Source organism: Gemmiger sp. An120 (genome assembly GCF_002160955.1).
Classification (GTDB): domain Bacteria; phylum Bacillota; class Clostridia; order Oscillospirales; family Ruminococcaceae; genus Gemmiger_A; species Gemmiger_A avium.
Genome location: NZ_NFLN01000005.1, coordinates 148,676 through 170,049, shown reverse-complemented (window position 1 = coordinate 170,049; position 21,374 = coordinate 148,676). Strand labels below are relative to the sequence as shown.

Genomic DNA, 21,374 nt, shown 5'->3' with positions numbered 1-21,374 from the left:
AACAATTATAGCGAACATGTTATAAATGTCAATCATTTTTTCCCGATTTGTTTTGCCGCACAAATTCCAGCGCTTTCCACAGATTTCTTCTCTGTATTTTATACAAGCCGCTCCGAATCCGGTGTTTTTCCGCTGAAAACCAAGCGGAACAAGACAAAAAGAGAGGGCCTTGCGGCCCCCTCTCAATTATTTGCGAAAATTCGAGTATGCAGGGTATCAGTCCTCTGCCCAGTCCTTGGCGCGCTGCACGGCTTTCTGCCAGCCGGCCTGCAGGCGCTGCCGCTGCTCTTCGGGCATGGCAGGCTCGTAGAGTTTATCCAGCGTCCACTGGGCGCGGATATCGTCCAGGCTGCTCCACACGCCGGTAGCAAGGCCGGCCAGATAGGCCGCACCCAGAGCCGTGGTCTCCCGGATCATGGGCCGGCGGATGGTACGGCCCACAATGTCCGCCTGGAACTGCATCAGGAAGTTGTTGGCGGATGCGCCGCCATCCACCCGCAGTTCCCGCAGGCGAATCCCGGTATCCTCTTCCATGGCCTGCAGCACGTCGCCGGTCTGGTAGGCAATGGCCTCCAGGCTGGCCCGGATGATGTGGTTGCGGCCCGCGCCCCGGGTCAGGCCCAGGATCGCGCCCCGGGCGTACATATCCCAATGAGGCGCACCCAGACCGGTAAAGGCGGGCACCACATAAACACCGGCACTGTCCTTGACCTTCTTGGCAAAGTATTCTGTATCGGAGGCTTCCGTGATGAGGTGCAGCTCGTCCCGCAGCCACTGCACCACTGCACCGCCCACAAAGACGCTGCCTTCCAGCGCGTACTGCACCTTGCCGTCAATGCCGATGGCAATGGTGGTAAGCAGTCCGTTTTTGCTCTGATACATGGTGTCGCCGGTGTTCATCAGCAAGAAGCAGCCGGTTCCGTATGTATTCTTGGCCTCGCCGGGTTCAAAGCAGGTCTGGCCGAACAGCGCAGCCTGCTGGTCACCCGCAATGCCCGCGATGGGCACCTCCACGCCCTGGATGTTCACATAGCCGTAGACCTGGCTGCACCCCCGCACCGAGGGCAGCATGCTCATCGGAATGTTCAGCCGGCGGCAGATGGTCTCGTCCCAGCACAGGTCCCGGATGTTGTACAGCATGGTGCGGCTGGCGTTGGTGTAGTCGGTCACATGCACCGCGCCGCCGGTCAGCTTCCAGATCAGCCAGGTATCCACTGTGCCAAACAGCAGCTGTCCCGCCTCGGCCTTTTCCCGGGCGCCGGGCACATTGTCCAGAATCCACTGGATCTTGGTGCCGGAGAAGTAGGCGTCCACCAGCAGGCCGGTACGCTCCTTTACATAGTTGGTAAATTCCGTATCCGCCTTCAGTTCCTCACAAAGGGCAGCGGTACGGCGGCACTGCCACACAATCGCATTGTATACCGGGCGGCCGCTCTCCTTGTCCCACACAATGGCCGTTTCACGCTGGTTGGTGATGCCGATACCGGCGATCTCCTCCGGCGCCACCCCGCTCTGGGCCAGCACCTCCATCAGCACGCCATACTGGCTGGAGTAGATTTCCATCGGGTCGTGCTCCACCCAACCGGGGTGGGGATAGTGCTGGGTGAACTCTTTCTGGGCCATCTGCACAATGTTCTGATGCTCGTCAAACAGAATGCAGCGGCTGCTGGTGGTTCCCTGATCCAGGGCGATCACATATTTTTTCACGGTGGAACGCCTCCTTTAATTATAGATGGCAAGGATATGCGCCGCGCCGGGCGCTGAATCAACATTTACATAGCCCAGACCGCCGGGCAGGTGGTGGACACCGCCGCCGCTCCCGCACGCATGGCCGCCATAACCTCTTCTTTGTATTTAATCAGGCCGCCGGCAATCACCGGTGTGGAGGTAGTCTGGGTGATTTCCGCGATCACCCGCGGCATAATGCCGGGCAAAATCTCAATAAAATCCGGTTTGCCCACACCCAGCTGGGCAGGCAGGTTGGACAGCGCCAGTGAATCCAGGATAAACGCCCGCTGTACCGTGAGCAGCCCCAGATGGCGCGCCCGGCGCACCAGCGTGGGTTTGGTGGAAATGATGCCGTCCGGCGCGCACATCCGTGCCAGACCATCCACCGCTACCTCCCGCTGGCTGAGGCCGTCCACCAGATCAATATGCACGATGGCCAGTTTTCCGGCCGCCTGAACCTGCTGCACCAGGCCCGCCACGCTGAGCACTGTACCGAACAGCAGAAAGATCACTTCGCATTCGCTCTGCAGCGCCTGCTGCAGGCCTGCTTCGTCCTTGACCGCCGCAATCACCGGGCAGTCCAGCAGACGCTGTTTCTTGGATTGGATATCCTCCACGTTCCACACTCCCTGTCCGGCGCAAGATTGATAAAAAATAAACAGTTGAAAAGAGCGGGGCGAACCGCAGCTCGCCCCGCTCCCACACTCTACCGGACAAGAGTATTATGGCAGATTCGCCACAAAAAGTAAAGCAGCTGAACAGAAAAACAGCTTTTTCGACAAACAAAACGCCAGATTATGCACACATTTTACAAATTTACTTTTGCCTATTGACGCGAAACTGGGCAAGATGGTAGTATGAAAACAACAAAATGCTCCGGAGATGCGAAAGCGGGCGTGAAGGCAATTCGATATGTGCCTTTGCGTCTTTTTTCATGTTCGGCGCATAAAGATGCAGCCATGTCAGTGCGCAGGGCATGGCTGCATCTATCGGGAGAGGAACGCAATTCATCACAAACACGGGAGGAGAAACATGAAAAGTCGCAAAAAACGCACTGCGGTATTCTGGTTGTGTATCGCCCTGGTACTTTGCCTGATAAGCGCCGTCGGCGCCAGTTTTGTGCAAAGCGGTTTCGGTTCCATCACCGTCAAGGAAATTTCCTGGGAGACAGAGTCCGGTGTAAAACTCAACGCCCTGCTGCTGATTCCGGAAAATGCAACCGCTGAAACCCCGGCTCCTGCTATTGTATGCAGCCATGGCTGGTACAACAACAAGGAAATGCAGGATCTGAACTACATCGAATACGCCCGCCGCGGCTTCGTCACTATGTCCATTAATATGTATGGTCATGGCGACTCGGACGATGTAGCGGAAAACACCTGGTGGAATCCTGAGCACAACGCCAACGGCATGTACGACGCGGTCAAACTTCTGGCAGATCTGCCCTATGTGGATGCCAGCCGCATCGGCGTGACCGGCCATTCCAACGGTGCGCAGGCTTCCCGCGAAGCGGTATTCCTGGACAACGAAGCGGAAACCCAGCTGATTGCCGCCTGCCTGCTGGTTTCCAATGATCCCATCTATACGGAAGAAAACACCATGATCGGCGGCACCGGCAAGCGCCGTATCTATGTGACGGCGGATGACACCTATTTCAACATGTTCGGCAGCCGTGACGCTGGTGTTGTAGCCTGCAAATACGATGAATTCATGCATGGCGCCGGGCTGGAAGACGGCAGCTATTCTTCCCCCCGCGATTATATTCACCAGGCTACTGCCCAATCTTTCCTGTATTTCGGCACAGATCCTACCGGCCAGCCCGAACGCTCCAGCTATACCATGTATACACAGGAAATCGACGGCCAGGAGGCCATCCGTGTAATTTATGATCCGGAAATCATCCATCCCTGGGCACACTTCTCCAAGAGCGTAGTCGCCTCCAGCGTGGAGTTCTTCGACGCCGCTCTTGACGCCCCCATCAAACTGGATTCTGGCAACCAGATCTGGCAGATCAAGGCCGTGTTCAACCTGGTAGGCCTGATTGGCTTCTTCATGTTCATCGTAAACTTCGCCATCGTTATGCTGCGCGCTCCCTTCTTTGCTTCCCTGAAAGCCAAAGACGGCGCAGCCACGATGCTGCCTACCCCCACCGGAGCTGGCAATGGCTGGTTCTGGGGCGGTTTGGCCGCTGGCGCTGTATTTGCATTCATTACTTATCCGGCCCTGTATCGGTGGTGCAACAGCAACCGGCCCGCTTTCTTCAATCAGCCCGCCACCTTCTATATCGCCGTATGGACTCTGCTGTGCGGCCTGTTCACCATTCTGGTAATGGCTGTGTCCTACAATGTATACAATAAAAAACATGGCCTGGACCTGACCGAACGCGGCGTTAAGATGCCTCTTGCCAAACTGGGCAAAACAATTCTGCTGGCGCTTTTGGTTGTTGTGGCTGCTTATGGGCTGGTTTTCCTGGCCGACTACTTCTTCCAGGTTGACTTCCGCCTGTGGGTCGTTACCATCCGTGCTTTTGAAGTTGCCAAGCTGGGCGTTACCGCGAAGTTCCTGCTTTTCTATCTGGTATACTATGTGGCGCTGTCCGTTTCGGTCAACAGCTTCAACTACTGCAAAATCGGCAAACACGAGTGGGTCAACACTCTCATCCAGTGCGGCGCTGTGGCCCTGGCCCCCATTGTGATGTGCATCATCCAGTATGGGTATTTCTTTGCCACCGGTTATCTCATTACCGAAGCGTATGATTTCGGCGGCCCGATCATCGGTATTTGGCTGTTCCCGATCATTGTGTATATCCCGCTTGCTGCTCTTGTTTCCCGCAAGATCTACAAAGCAACACAGAACCCTTATCTGGGTGGTCTGATCATGGGTACTGTCGTGGCGGTTGCCTCCTGCACCAACACACTGACCTACCTTATCTGACGTTTTTGCATTCCCTCCCGGCGCGGCAGCCATTGGTTGCCGCGCCCCTCTTGCGGGATACCGGGAGGTGTGCTATAATGGAAAAAATCGTACAAAACAGATCGCTTGTTGAGTTTGAGAGCAAAGCGAACATTGCCCTTTTCGGGCTTTGTTTTGCTTTGCTCTTTTTTATTTTTCGCGTGATCCTGCTGCCCGTTTATCACTGATTTGGGAGGTTACTGTATGTATGACGTCATCATCATCGGCTGCGGCGTGACAGGCGCGGCCACGGCCTACGAGCTGGCCCGCTACAAGCTGCGGGTGGCGGTGCTGGAGGCGGCCAACGATATTGCCGCCGGTACCACCAAGGCCAACAGCGCCATTATCCACGCCGGTTACGATCCGGAACCGGGCACCCTGATGGCCCGGCTGAATGTGGAGGGCAACCGGCTTACCGGCGAAATATGCGAAAAGCTGCAGGTTCCCTTCAAGCGGGTCGGGTCGCTGGTGGTGGCCTTTACCCCCGAACAGCTGCCCACCCTGCAAACGCTGTATGACCGGGGCTGCCAGAACGGTGTGCCCGGGCTGCGTCTGCTTTCCGGCGAAGAGGCCCGCGCCCTGGAACCGCAGCTGAGCGAAGAGGTCTGCGGTGCCCTGCTGGCGCCCAGCGCCGGGGTGATCGATCCCTGGGGCTTTGCCATCGCCATGGCTGAAACGGCAGTGCGCGGCGGGGTGGAACTATACCGCAGCTGCCCGGTGACCGGGATCACAGCGGTTCCCGGCGGGTTTGAGATTCAGACCCCGGAGGGCAAATTCGCCGCCCGATTTGTGCTGAACGCCGCCGGTGTGGACGCCGATCGGGTGCACAATCTGCTGGAGCCCACCGACTGGCGCACTCTGCCCAGCCGGGGCGAGTACTATCTGCTGGACAAAGCCGAAGGCAGCCGGGTGGGACATGTGGTGTTCCAGTGCCCCGGGCCGGAGGGCAAGGGCGTACTGGTGGCCCCCACAGTGCACGGCAATCTGATCTGCGGCCCCAATGCGGAAAACGTGGAAGACCGGCGGGATCTGGGCAACAGCGCCGCCGGCATGGCCGATGTGCGTACCAAGGCTGCCCGCAGTGTACCCGGGCTGGACTGGCGGCAGAACATCCGCAACTTTGCGGGTCTGCGAGCCAACACCACCCGCAGCGACTTTATCATTGAAGAAAGCAAAACCTATCCCGGCTTCATTGATCTGGCCGGCATCAAGAGCCCGGGCCTGTCCAGTGCACCGGCCATTGCCAAACTGGCCGCGGCCATGCTGAGCGACCGGGGCCTGGTGCTGGAGCCGGATCCGGATTTTGTGGACAGCCGGGAACACATTGTATTCAAGAATCTGAGTGCCGAGCAAAAGAACGCCCTTATCCAGAAAGATCCCCGCTACGGGCGGGTAGTCTGCCGGTGCGAGACCATCACCGAGGGTGAAATCGTGGCCGCGCTGCACAGCCCGATCCCGCCGTACAGCATCAATGGCGTCAAGCGACGCTGCAATGCGGGCATGGGCCGGTGCCAGGGAGGCTTCTGCGGCCCCCGCGTGCAGGAAATCATCGCCCGGGAGCTGGGGCTGGATCAGGCCGACGTGCTGCTGGATCAGGCGGGCACCTATATCCTGACCGAAAAGACCAAGATGGGAGGAAAAGCCGATGTATGATCTGATCGTAGTAGGCGGCGGCCCCGCCGGGCTGGCGGCGGCCTGCAAGGCCTGGGACGAAGGGGTGCAGCGCGTTCTGGTGCTGGAGCGTGACAAGGAGCTGGGCGGCATTCTGAACCAGTGCATCCACAGCGGCTTTGGCCTGCAGCGGTTCAAGGAAGAACTGACCGGCCCGGAATACGCCGGGCGCTATATCAAGATGCTCCGGGAGACCGGCGTGGAGGTCAAACTGGACTCGATGGTACTGCAGATCGTGCCGGGACAGGACGGTGCCCCCCATCAGGTGCACGCCATCAACGGCAAAGACGGCTATATGGTGCTGGAAACCAAGGCCATCGTGCTGGCCATGGGCTGCCGGGAACGCACCCGGGGCGCCATCAGCATCCCGGGCGAGCGGGGCGCGGGCATCTTTACTGCGGGCGCGGCCCAGCGGTATCTGAATATGGAAGGCTACATGGTGGGCCGCCGGGTGGTAATCCTGGGTTCCGGTGACATCGGTCTGATCATGGCCCGCCGCATGACCCTGGAGGGCGCCAAGGTGCTGGCCTGCGTGGAGCTGATGCCTTACTCCGGCGGCCTGACCCGGAACATTGTGCAGTGTCTGGAGGACTTCGGCATTCCTCTGTATCTGTCCCACACCATCACCGACATCAAGGGTCACGACCGGGTGGAACAGGTCACCGTCAGCCAGGTGGGCCCTGACCGGCGTCCGGTACCGGGTACGGAAATGGTATTTGACTGCGATACGGTGCTGCTGAGTGTGGGCCTGATCCCGGAAAACGAACTGACCCGCCAGGCCGGCATTGGAATGGACCGGCGCACCAACGGTGCCGTGGTATATGAAAACATGGAGACCGGCGCGCCGGGCATCTTTGCCTGCGGCAACGTGGTGCATGTACACGATCTGGTGGACTATGTGTCCGCCGAGAGCGAGCGGGCGGGTGCGGCAGCTGCCGCCTACGTAAAGGGCATCCAGGCGGAAGGACCGGTGCTGGAACTGGCCGCCGGTGACGGGGTAAGCTACACAGTGCCCCAGCATCTGCGGGTGGAAGCGCTGGCAAAAGCGGCGGAGGTGTTCTTCCGGGTAAACCGGGTGACCCACGCGGCCGAGATTCTGGCCACCGACGCGGCGGGCAAGACCATCGCCCGGTTCAAACGGGAGCATATGGCGCCCGGCGAGATGGAACGGGTGGCACTGCCGCCCCAGTTGCTGAAGCAGGCGCAGGGCCCGCTGACTTTGAGCATTCGGGAGGTGTAAGGGCATGAAAGAACTGATCTGTATCGTATGCCCCAAGGGCTGCCATCTGAAGGTGGACGAAGAAAACGGCTACGCCGTAACCGGCAACAGCTGCCCCCGCGGCGCGGAATACGGTAAAAATGAACTGAGCAACCCCACCCGTATGCTGACCAGTACCGTGTGCATCGAGGGAGGCATCTACCCGCGCATGCCGGTCAAAACCAGCCAGGCGATCCCCAAATCGCTGCTGTTCGCGGCCATGGACGAGATTGCCAAGGTGCGGCTGACCGCCCCGGTGACCTGCGGCCAGGTGCTGATCCCCAACCTGCTGGGCACCGGCGCCGATCTGGTGGCCAGCCGGGATATGGAAGCCGAATCGTAACAAACCAATAAAACGGCCGCGCATCCGGTAAAAGGATGCGCGGCCGTTCTTTGTTTTACAGTCAGCCGTTTGCCTGATCGGCAGCAGCAATCAGCAGCCGGATAGCGTCGCAGGCGGTCTGGATGGTTTTGTCCATATCACCCCAGTTCATGATCGCGCCCGCCCGGCAGCCCCGGAGCGCTGCCACCACAAACAGGGCGGCGCACTCCATCTCCGAGCACATTACACCGCTCTTCTGCCAGGCTTCCCAGCGCTGCAGCAGCCGTGCCTGCTCGGGTGAGCAGGCCGGATCCAGTTCCCCATAAAACGAATCCTTCGACTGCGAAATGCCCTCCGCATAGTGCAGGCCTTTCCGGGCGGCTGCCTGGACCAGAGCCTCCACTACATGCCGGTTGGCAATGGCCGGATATTCGATTGGAACATACTGCACGGTGGTGCCCTCATCCCGCACCGAACCGGTCACGATCACGCCGTCGTACCGGTCGCAGTCCTCCGGGCAACGGACGGGGCCTGCCGTGCCAACCCGGATAAAGGTATCCGCGCCGCAGCGGATCAGTTCTTCCACCGCAATCGCTGCCGAGGGTCCGCCCATGCCGGTGGAGGTCACCGCGACCGGCACACCGTCCAGCTTGCCGATCCAGGTTTTGTGCTCCCGGTTGTGGGCCACCAGCTGGGGCTCGTCAAAATAACGGGCGATCAAATCGGTGCGGAACGGGTCGCCCGGCAGCAGCACATAGCGCCCCACATCCCCTTTTCCCAGCTGGATATGCTTGTATTTCTCGCTCTCCATGATGGCTTTGCTCCTTTCTGATACCGTTGCTTTATACACCGCACCGCAGCTATTCAGGCAGTCGGTTCCCGGTGCAGGAAATCGTTTTGAACCATCCAAGCCCAACCGTCAATGGGGCATTGGTTCTTCCTGCAAATTGCGCAGGTCGGCGCTTTCGGAAAAGTCCTCCCGGTCCAGGGTCAGGCTGGGGTTGTAATAGGGATCGGCGATGAGGGCCGCCCGGGTAAACCGGTCGGTCAGGCGCTTCTGTTCACCGGTAAAGCGCGCCTTTTTCTCCTTGTCCTTTTCGTCCAGGCCGCGGCTCTTGCTCTCATAATGATAGAGTTCCGCATAGGGCGTCCAGACGATGCGCCAGCCGGCCCGGCGGATGCGCAGGCAGAAGTCCACGTCGTTGAAGGCCACGGCGTAGCCCTCGTCCAGGCCGTTCAGCGCGTCATACACCGAAGCCCGCACCAACAGGCAGGCGGCGGTGCAGGCGGAAAAGTCCTGCACGGTGGCCATGCGGAACATATACCCGCTGGTGCCCCGGGGCCGGTACTTGTGGCTGTGGCCCGCGTAGCCGCCCAGGCCGGTAATGATGCCCGCGTGCTGCACGGTATCGTCCGGGTAATAGAGCATCGCCCCGCAGGCCCCCACGCCGGGCTGGGCAGTCTGGCTGATCATCTCGGTGAGCCAGCCGCCATTCAGCACCTCCACGTCGTTGTTCAGCAGCAGCAGATACTCCCCTTTGGCGAACCGGCGGCCGAAGTTGTTGATGGCGGAGAAGTTGAACCCGCCCTCGTACCGCACCACCCGGCAGTTGGGGCGGCTGCTTTCCAGCTGCTGATAATAAGCAAAGGTGGCCGGGTCGGTGGAGTTGTTCTCGATGACAATGACCTCAAAGTTCGGGTACTCGGTCTTGCCGTAGACCGAAGCCAGGCATTTTTCCAGATCCTCGGTGTGGTCCTTGTTGGGGATCAGGATGCTCACCAGCGGGCTTTCGTCCAGCTGCCAGACCACCCGGTAGGTGCTGGGGAACAGCCCCGGCTCCACCCGGCCTTTACGCCCGATGCGGGCCAGGTGCTCCTCCAGGGCGGTGCGGGCGGCGGCGGACACATAGGGCTTGGCCTCCACGCCGCCGCTGGTGGAACCGGCGTGCACCCGCCAATAGTAGAGCACATGGGGAATGTGACAGATCTTGTCCGGTTCGATCTGTTCCAGCACCCGCAGGAACAGGTCATGATCCTGGGCGCCGTCGCAGAGGCTGCGCTCCCCGCCCACCGCGTCGTACAGGCTTTTTTTCATCACTGCCAGATGGCAGATGTAGTTGCAGGCCAGCAGGTAATCCGGGGCGTAGTCCGGCTTGAAATGCCCGGTGATCGGGCGGCGGGGACTGCTACGGAACAGCGCCTCGTCGCTGTACAGAAACTCTGCGCCGGTGCGCAGGATGGCCTGCTGCACCGTCCAGACCGCGTGGGGCGCCAGAATATCGTCGTGGTCGGCCAGGGCCATATACTCCCCGGTGGCCAGCGCCGCAGCGGCGTTGGTGTTGGCGGCAATGCCCTTGTTCTCAATCTTCACATAGGCGATGCGGCCTTTGCCGTCGGCCTTTTGGGCGGCCCGCACCATCTCCCCTACCCGGGCGTGGGCCTCGTCCGAGGCGTCAGCCAGGCAGAGCTGCCAGGCGGGGCTGGTCTGGGCGGCCAGGCTGTCCAGCAGCTGGCGCAGGAAATTCTCCGGCGTATTGTACAGCGGCACACAGATGCTGATGACCGGCGCCCCGGGCAGCGGATGGTTCCGCTGGGCTTCCAGCACCGCTTTCTTGGGCAGATACCGGGCCTTTTTGCCCAGGAAACGGCGGCGGAAAAAGCCCGCGGCCCGCCGCAGCATGGGGCCGGGCCCGTCCTGCCGCAGCAGCTGCCAGGCATAGCCGAACAGTTCCCGGATGCGCTTGATCCGTTGGTTCATGGGTTCCTCCTTGGGGTCATTTCAGGCCGTAGTTTTCAAACAGCAGGTTAAAATGGGGGTTGTAGTAGGGGTCGCCTTTCTGGATAAGTGCGCCGTAGGCTTCGATAAAGGCGGCTTTTTCCTTTTCGTAGCGGCGGGCGTTTTCGCCGGTGGTGTCCAATCCCCGGCTTTTGCTCTCGTAGTGATAGCCTTGGGCAAAGGGGGTAAACACATTGGTGTAGCCCTGCTGCCACAGCTTCAGGCACAGGTCAATGTCGTTGTAGGCCACCGCAAAGCGATTTTCGTCCAGGCCGCCGCAGGCGTCGTACAGCGAGGCTTTGACCATCAGGCAGGCCCCGGTGACCGCCATGAGATTCTGGGGCACGGCCAGCCGGTACAGATCCCCCGCCGAGGCGCGGGGATGGCTTTTGTGGCTGTGCCCGGCGGTGCCGCCGATGCCCAGAAACACGCCGCCGTGCTGGATGGTATCGTCCGGATAGAACAGCTTGGCGCCCACACAGCCCACATCCGGCCGCTGGCTGAACTGGAGCATCCGATCCAGGAACCGGTCGGTAAGGGGCTCCAGGTCGTTGTTGAGCAGCAGCAGATGTTCGCCGTGTGCAAACCGGCGGCCGAAGTTGTTGATGGCCGAGAAGTTGAACGGCCCCTGGTAGGTGACCACCTGCAGCCGGGGCCAGCGGGCCTCGGCTTCCTCATAAAAGGCAAAGGTGGCCGGGTCGGTGGAGTTGTTCTCGATGACGATGACCTCAAAATTGTCATACCCGGCCTTGTCATATAGGGCGGTCAGGCAGCGGGACAGATCCTCCACATGGTCCTTGCTGGGGATGAGCACGCTGATCAGCGGGTGGCCGATAAGGGCGTAGTCCACCTCATAGGCCCCGGGGCAGCCGGGGATGGACTGCACCGTGCCCGCCAGGCCTACCCGGTCCAGATGGGCCTGGATAGCCCGGCAGCCCGCCGCCAGGGCGTAGGGCTTGGCCTCGATGCTCTGGGCGGTGGAACCCGCATGGCTGCGCCAGATATACAGCGCCTGGGGGATGTGCGTCACCTTTTTGGCACGCTCGGTCAGGCGCAGCAGCAGGTCATAGTCCTGGGCGCCGTCGTAGGCCGGGTCGGGGCCGCCGCCCGCCGCGTCCAGCAGCCGGCGGGAAAACGCCGCCAGATGGGTGATGTAGTTGCAGCCCCGCAGATAGTCCGGGGCGAAATCCGGTTTGAAGTGATAGTCCACCAGATGGCGCAGGTCGGCGCTGAGCACGATCTCATCGGAGTAGACCAGGTCCGCCCCGTCGGCGGCCCGGCGGGCCACCTCATACAGGGCGTTGGGATAGAGCAGGTCGTCGTGGTCGGCCAGGCAGACCCAGTCCCCGGTGGCCAGGGCCAGCGCGGCCCGGGTATTCACCGAGATGCCGCCGTTTTCTTCCAATTTGGTATAGAGGATGCGGCTGTCCCGGGCGGCGGCTTTGCGGGCGATGCGGCCGGGGACAGGGTGATCGGCGTCGGAGGCGTCGGCCAGCACCAGCTGCCAGTGGGGCCAGCTCTGACGGCGCAGGCTGCGGATCAGCTGGCGCAGGAATTTTTCCGGCGTGTTGTACAGCGGCACACAGACGCTGATGGTGGGGCCGCCCGGCACCCCGGCGGCTTTCTGGCGGCGCAGCTGACGGCGGGTGGGCAGGTCGGCCCGGTAGCGCCAGGTGTCCTTGTGCAAAGCCAGCCGGAGGCGGAAGTCGATCTCCCGCCAGAGGGCCTGGGCCCCCTCCTCCCGGGCCACCCGGGCGCACCAGCCGCAGAGCTGGGCAATGTGGGCGGGGCTGGCCAGGCGGCGGGCCATGGCGGCCGGGGAATCCGCCCGGGCCACGTCGGCGGGCAGAGGTTCCTTGTCGGGCATGAAGGATGCTCCTTTCAAAAACAGCCAAGGGAACGGGGGTCCCTTGGCTATCGGTTACTTTGTGGTCTGTTTGTAGGCGGCGCAGACTTCGGCGGCGGGGCCGTCCATCTTGACCCGGCCCTTTTCGATCCAGGCCACCTTGTTGCACATGCGCTCGATCTGCTCGATGGAGTGGCTCACCAGCAGCACGGTGGTGCCGCCGCTCATGAGCCGCTGCATACGGGCCTCGCATTTCTGCTGGAACAAAAAGTCGCCCACCGACAGAATCTCGTCGGCAATCAGGATGTCCGGCTTGGTGATGGTGGCGATGGCAAAGGCGATGCGGGCCACCATACCGCTGGAGTAGTTTTTCAGCGGCACGTCCAGGAAATCCCGCAGTTCGCTGAATTCCACGATCTCCTCAAACTTGGAGTCGATGTATTTGGGAGTGAAGCCCAGCACGGTGCCGTTCAGGTAAATGTTCTCCCGGGCGGTCAGGTCCATGTCGAAGCCCGCGCCCAGCTCGATCAGGGGGGCGATGGTGCCGCCCACCCGGCAGGTGCCGGAACTGGGCTTGTACACGCCGCTGATCACCTTGAGCAGGGTACTCTTGCCGCTGCCGTTCAGGCCGATCAGGCCGTAGAAGTCGCCGGGCATGACCTTGAGGGACACATCCCGCAGCGCATAAAATTCATCAAACTGGAGCCGGCCTTTGGCCAGGGCCAGAAAATATTCTTTCAGACTCTCGTGCTTTTCCTTGGACAGGTTGAAGCGCATGGACACATGGTCCACCGAGATGATCGGCTGATTGTTCTCCATCGGGAACCCCTCACAGATACAGGACGAACTTGTCCTGGTTTTTCTTGAACACGAACAGCCCGAACGCCAGCGCCGCCGCGGCACAGCCGCCGCAGACCAGGATCATGCTCAGCGACAGGCCCTCGCCGTTGATGACCACCCGGCGGAAACCGGTGATATACCAGTAGATCGGGTTGAACTTGATGAACTGCTGCACCCAGCCACTCATCATCTCCGGATCGTAGAAGATGGCGGAGAAGTACATGAGCGCGGTGGTGAATACCTCCCACATGTGCATCACGTCCCGGAAAAAGACGGTCATGGTGGCCAGCACCAGCCCCACACCCAGGCTGAACACAAACAGGGTGAGCAGCGGGTAGATGGCCAGCGGCAGGGTCAAATGCACCGGGCTGAGGGTGAACAGCATCACCAGCACCAGCGCGATGAAAGAAAAGCAGCAGTTGACAAAACCAAAGCAGGTTTTTTCCAGGGGGAAGATGTATTTGGGGATATAGACCTTGCGCAGCAGCGGGGCGTTCTGCAGCACGCTGGACATGGCCAGGGTGGTGGACTCCCGGAAGAAGTTGAACAGCAGCTGCCCGCAGAGCAGGAAGATGGGATAGTTGACGATATTGCCGCCCCGCAGATCCGGGAACAGCCCGCCGAACACCGCCCACATGACCAGCATCATGAGCAGCGGGTTGAGCACGCTCCAGGCAACACCCAGAACGCTGCGGCGGTATTTGAGCTTGAAGTCCCGGCTGATCAGGTTATACAGCAGGTAGCGGTACCGCCAGAACCCGTTGAAATAGCTTTTGAGCGTGGCCACAGGCGGTTACCACCTTTCAAAGTATTCGAAACTCTGCTGCGCAAAGGGGGTGTGCAGCTTATCCTTGTCGCTGAGCAGGTAGTCGCAGCCGCAGTCCGGCCACTGGATGCCCACGGTGGGGTCGTTGTAAGGGATGCCGCCCTCGGCGGAGGGGCAGTAGGTATCGGTGCACTTGTAGCAGAATTCCGCCTCATCGCTTAGCACCAGGAACCCATGGGCAAAGCCCTCGGGCACATAGAACATCTTTTTGTTCTCCGCGCTCAGGATCACACCGGTCCACTTGCCGAAGGTGGGGCTGTTGGGGCGGCAGTCCACCGCCACGTCAAACACCTCGCCCAGGGTCACACGCACCAGCTTGCCCTGGGTGTGCTCCTTCTGGAAATGCACGCCGCGCAGCACACCCCGGCGGCTCTTGGACTGGTTGTCCTGCACAAATTCCCGGTCGATGCCGGCCGCGGCAAACTCGTCCTTCTGGTAGGTTTCCATGAAGTAGCCGCGGGCGTCCCCATAGACGGTGGGCTCGATAACCAGCACGCCCGGCAGTTCGGTTTTTGTAAAGGTGAATTTCGACATACTCACACCTCATATCCTGTTTTTGATGGCCCGCCTGTGCGGCGCGCCGAAAAAAAGCCCGTACATAGATATAGTATACAGCATTCCGCGGCCCGGGGCAAGGGCAGGTTCAGCGCCGGGGCAGCGTGCGCACCGGATGGCCGTTGTCGGTGCGGTTTACCGGCTGGTCCCAGCCGCTGGGCGAGGGCTTGCCCGCCCCCTGCAGCCGCTGACGCGCCTGCCGGCGACGGCGCAGCTTTTCCTGACGGCGCCACCACAGCCAGCCGATCACCAGCGCCGCGGCCAGCACCGCCAGCGCCGCGGGCAGCGCCCCCAGGCTCAGGCCCGGACCATCGGCCAGGCTCTGGGCAAAGGAGGGCTTCATCACATAGGTGCTGTTCTCCAGCAGTTCTTCCAGACCGGTACTGTCCAGATCCAGGCGGCCCAGATCGTTGGACTGGGCGGTGACACTGTTCGGCAGGGTGATGTGCACCCGGGGGGCAAACTCCGCCCCCAGCACATACTGGGCGGGCAGCTCATAGTCAAACTGCAGCTGATCGGCGGTCACGGCGCTGTGCAGCAGCACGGTGCCGCTGGGCGGAGTCACCGAGATGGTGCCCAGTTCCCCGCCGCCGCCGGTTACCGGCACCTGCAGGGTCTGGGCCGGGGCGGTGTACTCCACCCGGGAGAAATTCTCATAGCAGTAGTCCAGCAAAGCGCACTCGTCGGCAAACTTGTCGTATTTCATGGGGCAGCCCAGCACCACACAGATCAGCCGCATGCCGTCCTGCTCGGCGTAGGTGACCATGGTGTTCTTGGCCTCGTTGGTAAAACCGGTTTTGCTGCCCTTGGCATATTCCCGGTAATACTTGCCGCCCAGCCGCATCCAGTCGCTGATGGAGAACTGCCGCTGCTCCGACTGCTTGTTGGTGGGTTCCATGGTCCAGGTCTCGGCGCGGCCGAAGATGGTGGTGAACTGGGGCTGGGTCAGCGCCCAGCGGGTGATCACCGCCATATCGTAGGCGGTGGTATAGTGGTTTTCATCCTGCAAACCGTGGGGACTGGTGAAATGGGTGCCGGTGAGGCCCAGTTCCTCTACCTGGGCGTTCATGGCGTCCACCCCGCCCTGGATACTGCCGCCGATGTACTCGGCCAGCACGTTGGCCCCGTCGTTGGCGGAGGCCATCTCCACACCATACAGAATATCCTCCAGCTTGACCTGCTCGTCCTCGATCAGGGCGATATGGCTGGATTCGGTACCGTACAGCGAGTGCACCGCGTCATAGCTGACCGTCAGGTCCACATCCAGATTGCCCTGAGCCTTTTCCAGCGCCAGGCCCATGGTCATGATTTTGGTAATCGAAGCCGGATAATGGCGCACATCGGCATTTTTGGCCAGCAATACCTGGCCGGTGTCCACGTCCATCACCACATAGGCATCCCCCAGGGTGGCGGGGGGCGCGTCTTCCGCCAGCACGGAGGTACACAAACCGGCCGCCGCCAGCAGGGCAGCCAGGGTACAAAACAGTCTTTTTTTGATCACGTTGGTTCCTCTTTTATCGCAGCGCCGTTTCGGCGATTGTTTCTGTATAACTGTATTATTATACGCTACCGGCGCAGAGAGGGCAAGATTCCGGCAAAAAATTCATCTTTACTGGCCAAAACGGTTCCCGGCTGGTATACTGGCCGGTATAGGAGGGACCGATCATGCAGGGATTTTCTGATAAAGCATCCGCCCGCGCCGCGGCCCGGCAGCTGCGCACCGGCTGGACCGACGGACAGCGCCGGGCGCTGGGCATCGGCATGGCTGGACAATTGACCGGCTGGCCCCTGTGGCAGCAGGCCAGGGCGGTGTTTGCTTTCTGCGGCGGGGCCCGGGAACCGGACACCGGCCCCATTCTGGAAGCGGCCCTGGCCGCCGGCAAGGCGCTGTACCTGCCCCGGGTGACCGGCCCCGGCCGGATGGAGGCGGTGCGGGTGGATAAGGTAGAACAGCTTGTACCGGGGGCTTACGGCATTCTGGAGCCGCCCGCCGGTTCCCCCGCTGCTGAGCCGGAGGCCATTGACCTTATCCTGCTGCCCTGCCTGGCAGCCGCGGCCGACGGAACCCGGCTGGGCTGGGGCGGCGGCTACTACGACCGTTTTTTGGCCCGCTGTGCCGCGCCGGCGGCGGTACTCTGCCCCGAGGCGCTGGTGGCGCCCTTTCTGCCCGCCGAACACCACGACCGCCCGGCGGGCTGGATCGTGACCGAACGGCGGATTCTTGTGTGCGTCGGGATATAACAAAGCAGCAGCCGGGATGCAGAGGCACCCCGGCTGTTTTCAGCTGAGCAGCACCGGCTGGAACTGGCGGCCCCGCAAAGCGCATTCCAGTACGTCCGGCAGCAGGGCAAAGTCACTCTGCAGGCTGGTGGGCTTTTTCAGCGGCGCGTCCTGGCTGACCGGCACCAGATAGTAGTGCTTGCGGTTGAGCAGGGTGCCCAGGTTGACCAGGCTGGCCCCCAGCCCGTCGTTGGTGCTTACCGCCAGCACGATGGGCTTGCCGCCCCGCAGCATGCTTTTTACCCCCAGGGTCACCGGGGTGTCGCTGATGCCGTTTGCCAGCCGCCCCAGCGTGGCCCCGGTGCAGGGGGCCACGATCATGGCATCGGCCATGTTTTTGGGGCCCAGGGGCTCCGCCTCCTGCAGCGTCTCAATGGGGGTGTACCCGGTGATCAGCCGCAGCTGGTCTTTCCAGCCGCGGGCGGTGCCGAACCGGGTATCCATCCCGGCGGCGGCAAAACTCATCAGCGGCAGCACCCGAAATCCCTGTTCCACCAGGCGGCGCACCTGCACGATCACCTTGTCAAAGGTGCAGAAGCTGCCGCACATGGCAAACACCACCGTCCGTTGTTGTTCCATCGTTGCTATCTCCTTTCCTCTTGTTCCGCCTGATTCAGTATGGACAACACGGCCCGGGCTATGAACCGCCCCGCCGTGACCGGCGCACATTTTCCCGGCAGGCCGGGCGCCGGGATCAGCTGAATTCCCAGACGGGCCGCGGCCTCTGCATCGGCCGCTCCATGGCCCGCCAGTTCGATCACCCGGGCACCCGGTGCCAGCCGGGCCAGCAGGGATTCGTCCAGCAGCGGGGCGGGCACGGTGTTCACCACGGTATCCGCCCCCTGTGCGGCGGCTGCCAGCTGTTCCGCCGCCGGGGCCCGGCATCCGTCCGCCCGGGCCGCTGCCCGGCGGGCCGGGTTGCCATCCACTGCGGTCACCCGTACCCCCAGCGCCAGCAGCCGGCGGCCGATCGCCTGCCCCACCCGGCCATAGCCCAGCAGCAGCAGATCCGAATCCCAGAGGGTGGTGCGCCGCCCGTCCAGCAGCAGGGCCAGACAGCCCTCGGCGGTGGGGATGGCGTTGAGCAGCGCCAGTTCTTCCCACTGCATATAGTCCCGCAGGGCAAAGCCCGCCGCCCGGGCCCGGGCCGCCGCCCCGGGGCTCACCGCCCCGCCCAGAAGCCGGGCGTCCGGCCGGGCAAGCGCCAGTGCCAGCGCCAGTTCCGGCGAGCGTTCTTCCAGCCGCACCGGCAATACCACGCAGTCCGCCTGTTCGGTCCAAACCGGATCCAGCAGGGTGCAGCCCGCTTCGGCCAGCGCCGCCGCGGCCGCCTGCATTCGCGCATCCTGCCCCAGCACCACAAATCGCCTGTTCATCTTCATCCCCCCGTCCGCGTATGCCCCATGCTATGCCCGGGATGGGCGCACGGTGCAAAAAACGCGCCGCGGAAAAGCTTCCGCGGCGCGTTTTTGCCGTTTGATTCAGATAAAGCGGGCCAGGCTGCGGCCCAGCTGCAGCAGCACCGGGGCCACGTTCAGTTCCGGCTGTTCCACCACTACTTTCAGCAGCATGGACAGCACCTTGCCTGCCTTGCGGGCGCTGACCCCCTCGGCCATCAGTTCGGCCTGGGTCACTGCCAGCTGATCCGGGCTGAAGGGCTCCCGGCTGTCCAGCAGTTCCCGGTACAGGGCAACAATCGGCTCCCAGCCGGGGGCCAGCAGGCTGAACAGCGCGGCCATCTCCTCGGCGGGCAGGGGTGCGCCTTCCGCCAGGCAGCGTTTCAGGGCCAGCCGGTCGGCGGGCGGGCCGGCCCGGAACAATTCATCCAGCCGGGCATAGTCCTGACAGAAGGTCTGGCCCAGCTTCATGCGGCGGGCTGCCTGTTCGGCGTCGGCCCCGCACAGCCGCAGAAACAGCCACCAGCGACTGAGCAGCCCGCTGGGCGCCTGGGCCAGCGGATGCAGGCAGGCACAGCCCCGGATGCCCACCCCGCGCAGGCCGCCCGCCTGCACCAGCGGGGCCAGCGCCTGGGGGCACAGACCGGTCAGGGCGCGGTTCAGCTCATCCCGCACAGCCAGCGGGTCGGCATGAACCAGAGCGGGGGCCGCATCCATGGCGGCGGCAAAGCAGTCCCATTCAGCGGCGCAGCCGCTCTCGGCGGCCAGACGCACCAGCTGCAGAGCACGCATCGGATCGTCGGAAAAAAAGGGGCCGGGAGCCCCGGTACAGCCCAGCACAGGGCCTTGGCTGCCGGTATGGGTGCAGAACCCCTGCGGCAGGCAAACGGGAGCGCGGGCGGATTCAGGCATGGGATCACCTCCGTGGAATAAAGCCGCCTGACGGCGGCGGTGTAGTTACCATTATAGCAAAAATTTGTTCGGAGTGTTTATTTTTGTGCAAAATAATTATATAATGAGATACAAGACAGGCAGCAGCGTCCGCAAAAGGCGGCTTCCTGCCAATACATGGCCAAAGGTGGTTTTGTGGGAATGGCGATTACGAGCGGGTTCAATAAAGACCTTCTGGCGGGGGTATCCCGCCTGCATTTCATCGGCATCGGCGGCAGCGGCATGTTTCCGCTGGTGCAGATTCTGGCGTCCAAGGGGTATACCATCACCGGCAGCGACGTGAACGAAGGCACCATCATCGACTCTGAGCGGGCCATGGGGATCCATGTATATATGGGCCATGCTGCGGAGAACGTGCTGGGCGCGGATATGGTGGTGTACTCCGCCGCCATTCACGAGGATAACCCGGAGCTGCAGGAGGCGGATATGCGGGGCATCCCCTGCGTGGAGCGCAGCGTCATGCTGGGCTATGTAAGCCGGCTGTACCCCCGCAGCATCTGTGTGGCGGGCACCCACGGCAAAACCACCACCACCAGCCTGATCACCACCATGCTGGAACTGGCCGGGCGGGACCCGGCGGCGGTGATCGGCGGCAAGCTGCCGCTGATCCATGGCTACGGCAAGGCTGGCAACGGCCAGAACATCGTGGTGGAAGCCTGCGAGTTTGCCGAAACTTTTTTGCGGCTGGCGCCCTCCGTCTCGGTTATTCTGAACATCGACAATGACCATCTGGACTGCTACGGCACCATGGGCAACCTGAAGATGGCGTTCCGCAAGTTTGCGCTGCTGGCCAGCCATACCGTGGTGGTCAATGCGGATGACGAGAATACCATGCAGGTGATGAACAGCATCGACCGGGATGTGCGCACCTTCGGCATCCGCAAGCATGCGGACTACAAGGCCGAGAATGTGCGGGAGTACAAACCCGGTTTCTATGAGTTCGACGTGCTGGAGTTTGGCGAACCCTATGCCCATATCAAGATGGGCGCGCCCGGCTACCACAATATCTACAACGCCCTGGCCATGACCGCCTGCGTGCCGTTGGTGGGCCTGTGCCCCAGCGATGCGGAGGCTGCCGCCGCCAACTTTACCGGGGCGGGCCGCCGGTTTGAAATCAAGGGCGAGGTAAACGGCGCCATGGTGGTGGACGACTACGCCCACCATCCCACCGAGGTGGGGGCCACCCTGAAAACCGCCCGGGAACTGACCACCGGCACCCTGTGGGCGGTGCATCAGCCCTTCACCTACAGCCGTACCCGCGCGCTGCTGCGGGAGTTTGCCGAGGTGCTGAGCCGGGCCGACCGGGTGGTGCTGACCCCCATCATGGGCAGCCGCGAGGTGGATGACGGCAGCGTGAAGTCGGAGGATCTGGCCGCCCTGATCCCCGGCGCCATCGTGGTGGAGAGCCTGGACGCCGCGGCGCAGTATATCAAGGAGAACGCCAAAGAGGGCGATCTGGTGATCACCATGGGCTGCGGCGACGTATACAAGGCCGCCGACAGGATGATCCAAGAATAAAAATATCGGGGCGCGCAGCCAACCGGCGGCGCGCCCCTTTTGTGTTCAGCTGGTGGTAAGGCCTACGCTTACCCCCAGCGCCTGATCCACCCGCTGCTGATCCTCCGGGTCCAGACGGCCTGCCCGCTCCCGCAGGCGGCGCTTGTCCAGGGTGCGGATCTGTTCCAGCAGCACGATGCTGTCCCGCGTCAGGCCGCCCCGGCCCGCCTTGAGCCCGATATGGGTGGGCAGGCGGTTTTTGTCCTGCCGGGAGGTGATCGCCGCCGCGATCACCGTGGGGCTGTGCCGGTTGCCGATATCGTTCTGCAGGATCAGCACCGGGCGGATGCCGCCCTGCTCCGAGCCCACCACCGGGCTCAGATCGGCGTAAAAGACCTCTCCGCGATGTACTTCCATGTACGAAACCCTCCCTGAAAAGTTTTGGTCAGGGAGAGTATGCCCGGCCGGGCGAGGG

Annotated in this window: 20 protein-coding genes; 7 read left to right on the top strand and 13 right to left on the bottom strand. The window is 62.2% G+C overall.

The window, feature by feature from the left end:
- Window positions 1-216: 216 nt before the first annotated feature.
- Window positions 217-1,707: a glycerol kinase GlpK gene (gene glpK, locus B5E65_RS06615; RefSeq protein ID WP_087170978.1), complete on the bottom strand. Its 1,491-nt coding sequence runs from the start codon at window positions 1,705-1,707 to the stop codon at window positions 217-219.
- 65 nt (window positions 1,708-1,772) lie between these two features.
- Window positions 1,773-2,345, bottom strand: a complete 573-nt coding sequence (locus B5E65_RS06610) for a glycerol-3-phosphate responsive antiterminator (RefSeq protein WP_087170977.1) — start codon at window positions 2,343-2,345, stop codon at window positions 1,773-1,775.
- Window positions 2,346-2,760: 415 nt separating this feature from the next.
- Between B5E65_RS06610 and B5E65_RS06605 the strand changes: the two genes are divergently transcribed.
- The 5 genes from B5E65_RS06605 to B5E65_RS06590 all read left to right on the top strand — a co-directional run bounded on the left by B5E65_RS06605 (window position 2,761) and on the right by B5E65_RS06590 (window position 7,952).
- Window positions 2,761-4,662 (top strand): alpha/beta hydrolase family protein, encoded by a 1,902-nt coding sequence (locus B5E65_RS06605; protein ID WP_087170976.1) that lies wholly within the window; start codon window positions 2,761-2,763, stop codon window positions 4,660-4,662.
- Between the two features lie 77 nt (window positions 4,663-4,739).
- The gene (locus B5E65_RS16705; protein WP_275532861.1) at window positions 4,740-4,868 is read left to right on the top strand and encodes a hypothetical protein; all 129 of its coding nucleotides are present in this window, start codon (window positions 4,740-4,742) and stop codon (window positions 4,866-4,868) included.
- A gap of 16 nt (window positions 4,869-4,884) precedes the next feature.
- Complete coding sequence (locus tag B5E65_RS06600; RefSeq protein ID WP_087170975.1) at window positions 4,885-6,333, top strand: NAD(P)/FAD-dependent oxidoreductase; 1,449 nt, start codon at window positions 4,885-4,887, stop codon at window positions 6,331-6,333.
- Window positions 6,326-7,591: an NAD(P)/FAD-dependent oxidoreductase gene (locus B5E65_RS06595; protein WP_087170974.1), complete on the top strand. Its 1,266-nt coding sequence runs from the start codon at window positions 6,326-6,328 to the stop codon at window positions 7,589-7,591. Before B5E65_RS06600 ends, B5E65_RS06595 begins: the two co-directional genes overlap by 8 nt.
- A gap of 4 nt (window positions 7,592-7,595) precedes the next feature.
- Window positions 7,596-7,952, top strand: a complete 357-nt coding sequence (locus tag B5E65_RS06590) for a DUF1667 domain-containing protein (protein WP_087170973.1) — start codon at window positions 7,596-7,598, stop codon at window positions 7,950-7,952.
- Window positions 7,953-8,013: 61 nt separating this feature from the next.
- Here B5E65_RS06590 and B5E65_RS06585 read toward each other — a convergent pair whose 3' ends face one another.
- From B5E65_RS06585 to B5E65_RS06555, 7 genes are all read right to left on the bottom strand, one after another.
- Window positions 8,014-8,742 carry a nucleoside phosphorylase gene (locus B5E65_RS06585; RefSeq protein WP_087170972.1) on the bottom strand — a complete coding sequence of 243 codons (729 nt, stop codon included), beginning with the start codon at window positions 8,740-8,742 and terminating at the stop codon, window positions 8,014-8,016.
- A gap of 108 nt (window positions 8,743-8,850) precedes the next feature.
- Window positions 8,851-10,689: a glycosyltransferase gene (locus tag B5E65_RS06580; protein ID WP_087170971.1), complete on the bottom strand. Its 1,839-nt coding sequence runs from the start codon at window positions 10,687-10,689 to the stop codon at window positions 8,851-8,853.
- A 16-nt stretch (window positions 10,690-10,705) separates the two neighbouring features.
- The gene (locus B5E65_RS06575) at window positions 10,706-12,574 is read right to left on the bottom strand and encodes a glycosyltransferase family 2 protein (protein ID WP_087170970.1); all 1,869 of its coding nucleotides are present in this window, start codon (window positions 12,572-12,574) and stop codon (window positions 10,706-10,708) included.
- Between the two features lie 54 nt (window positions 12,575-12,628).
- On the bottom strand, window positions 12,629-13,372 hold the full coding sequence (locus B5E65_RS06570) for an ABC transporter ATP-binding protein (RefSeq protein WP_087170969.1): 744 nt from the start codon (window positions 13,370-13,372) through the stop codon (window positions 12,629-12,631).
- 10 nt (window positions 13,373-13,382) lie between these two features.
- A complete protein-coding gene (locus B5E65_RS06565) occupies window positions 13,383-14,180 on the bottom strand; it encodes an ABC transporter permease (protein WP_087170968.1) in 798 nt (265 codons plus the stop codon).
- A 6-nt stretch (window positions 14,181-14,186) separates the two neighbouring features.
- Window positions 14,187-14,753, bottom strand: a complete 567-nt coding sequence (gene rfbC, locus B5E65_RS06560; RefSeq protein ID WP_087170967.1) for a dTDP-4-dehydrorhamnose 3,5-epimerase — start codon at window positions 14,751-14,753, stop codon at window positions 14,187-14,189.
- Between the two features lie 109 nt (window positions 14,754-14,862).
- Window positions 14,863-16,275: a D-alanyl-D-alanine carboxypeptidase family protein gene (locus B5E65_RS06555; RefSeq protein ID WP_087170966.1), complete on the bottom strand. Its 1,413-nt coding sequence runs from the start codon at window positions 16,273-16,275 to the stop codon at window positions 14,863-14,865.
- 164 nt (window positions 16,276-16,439) lie between these two features.
- On the opposite strand from B5E65_RS06555, the gene B5E65_RS06550 reads away from it, so the two are divergent.
- Window positions 16,440-17,015, top strand: a complete 576-nt coding sequence (locus B5E65_RS06550) for a 5-formyltetrahydrofolate cyclo-ligase (protein WP_087170965.1) — start codon at window positions 16,440-16,442, stop codon at window positions 17,013-17,015.
- A gap of 39 nt (window positions 17,016-17,054) precedes the next feature.
- Here B5E65_RS06550 and B5E65_RS06545 read toward each other — a convergent pair whose 3' ends face one another.
- The 3 genes from B5E65_RS06545 to B5E65_RS06535 form a co-directional block, all read right to left on the bottom strand.
- Window positions 17,055-17,633, bottom strand: coding sequence for a dipicolinate synthase subunit B (locus tag B5E65_RS06545; RefSeq protein ID WP_087170964.1), 579 nt, complete (start codon window positions 17,631-17,633; stop codon window positions 17,055-17,057).
- Between the two features lie 5 nt (window positions 17,634-17,638).
- Complete coding sequence (locus B5E65_RS06540; RefSeq protein ID WP_242957496.1) at window positions 17,639-18,430, bottom strand: NAD(P)-dependent oxidoreductase; 792 nt, start codon at window positions 18,428-18,430, stop codon at window positions 17,639-17,641.
- 105 nt (window positions 18,431-18,535) lie between these two features.
- Window positions 18,536-19,363, bottom strand: coding sequence for a hypothetical protein (locus B5E65_RS06535; RefSeq protein ID WP_087170962.1), 828 nt, complete (start codon window positions 19,361-19,363; stop codon window positions 18,536-18,538).
- 180 nt (window positions 19,364-19,543) lie between these two features.
- On the opposite strand from B5E65_RS06535, the gene murC reads away from it, so the two are divergent.
- On the top strand, window positions 19,544-20,920 hold the full coding sequence (murC, locus tag B5E65_RS06530; RefSeq protein WP_087170961.1) for a UDP-N-acetylmuramate--L-alanine ligase: 1,377 nt from the start codon (window positions 19,544-19,546) through the stop codon (window positions 20,918-20,920).
- Between the two features lie 45 nt (window positions 20,921-20,965).
- Here the strand turns inward: murC and B5E65_RS06525 are convergent, their stop codons facing one another.
- The gene (locus tag B5E65_RS06525) at window positions 20,966-21,316 is read right to left on the bottom strand and encodes a type II toxin-antitoxin system PemK/MazF family toxin (RefSeq protein ID WP_087170960.1); all 351 of its coding nucleotides are present in this window, start codon (window positions 21,314-21,316) and stop codon (window positions 20,966-20,968) included.
- Window positions 21,317-21,374: the final 58 nt, after the last annotated feature.

What these genes read in the sequence shown, in the direction of transcription:
- B5E65_RS06605 (WP_087170976.1), top strand. Translation starts at nt 2,761, where the DNA reads ATGAAAAGTCGCAAAAAACGCACTGCGGTATTCTGGTTGTGTATCGCC.
- B5E65_RS16705 (WP_275532861.1), top strand. Translation starts at nt 4,740, where the DNA reads ATGGAAAAAATCGTACAAAACAGATCGCTTGTTGAGTTTGAGAGCAAA.
- B5E65_RS06600 (WP_087170975.1), top strand. Translation starts at nt 4,885, where the DNA reads ATGTATGACGTCATCATCATCGGCTGCGGCGTGACAGGCGCGGCCACG.
- B5E65_RS06595 (WP_087170974.1), top strand. Translation starts at nt 6,326, where the DNA reads ATGTATGATCTGATCGTAGTAGGCGGCGGCCCCGCCGGGCTGGCGGCG.
- B5E65_RS06590 (WP_087170973.1), top strand. Translation starts at nt 7,596, where the DNA reads ATGAAAGAACTGATCTGTATCGTATGCCCCAAGGGCTGCCATCTGAAG.
- B5E65_RS06585 (WP_087170972.1), bottom strand. Translation starts at nt 8,742, where the DNA reads ATGGAGAGCGAGAAATACAAGCATATCCAGCTGGGAAAAGGGGATGTG.
- B5E65_RS06580 (WP_087170971.1), bottom strand. Translation starts at nt 10,689, where the DNA reads ATGAACCAACGGATCAAGCGCATCCGGGAACTGTTCGGCTATGCCTGG.
- B5E65_RS06575 (WP_087170970.1), bottom strand. Translation starts at nt 12,574, where the DNA reads ATGCCCGACAAGGAACCTCTGCCCGCCGACGTGGCCCGGGCGGATTCC.
- B5E65_RS06570 (WP_087170969.1), bottom strand. Translation starts at nt 13,372, where the DNA reads ATGGAGAACAATCAGCCGATCATCTCGGTGGACCATGTGTCCATGCGC.
- rfbC (WP_087170967.1), bottom strand. Translation starts at nt 14,753, where the DNA reads ATGTCGAAATTCACCTTTACAAAAACCGAACTGCCGGGCGTGCTGGTT.
- B5E65_RS06550 (WP_087170965.1), top strand. Translation starts at nt 16,440, where the DNA reads ATGCAGGGATTTTCTGATAAAGCATCCGCCCGCGCCGCGGCCCGGCAG.
- B5E65_RS06545 (WP_087170964.1), bottom strand. Translation starts at nt 17,633, where the DNA reads ATGGAACAACAACGGACGGTGGTGTTTGCCATGTGCGGCAGCTTCTGC.
- B5E65_RS06540 (WP_242957496.1), bottom strand. Translation starts at nt 18,430, where the DNA reads ATGAACAGGCGATTTGTGGTGCTGGGGCAGGATGCGCGAATGCAGGCG.
- B5E65_RS06535 (WP_087170962.1), bottom strand. Translation starts at nt 19,363, where the DNA reads ATGCCTGAATCCGCCCGCGCTCCCGTTTGCCTGCCGCAGGGGTTCTGC.
- murC (WP_087170961.1), top strand. Translation starts at nt 19,544, where the DNA reads ATGGCGATTACGAGCGGGTTCAATAAAGACCTTCTGGCGGGGGTATCC.
- B5E65_RS06525 (WP_087170960.1), bottom strand. Translation starts at nt 21,316, where the DNA reads ATGGAAGTACATCGCGGAGAGGTCTTTTACGCCGATCTGAGCCCGGTG.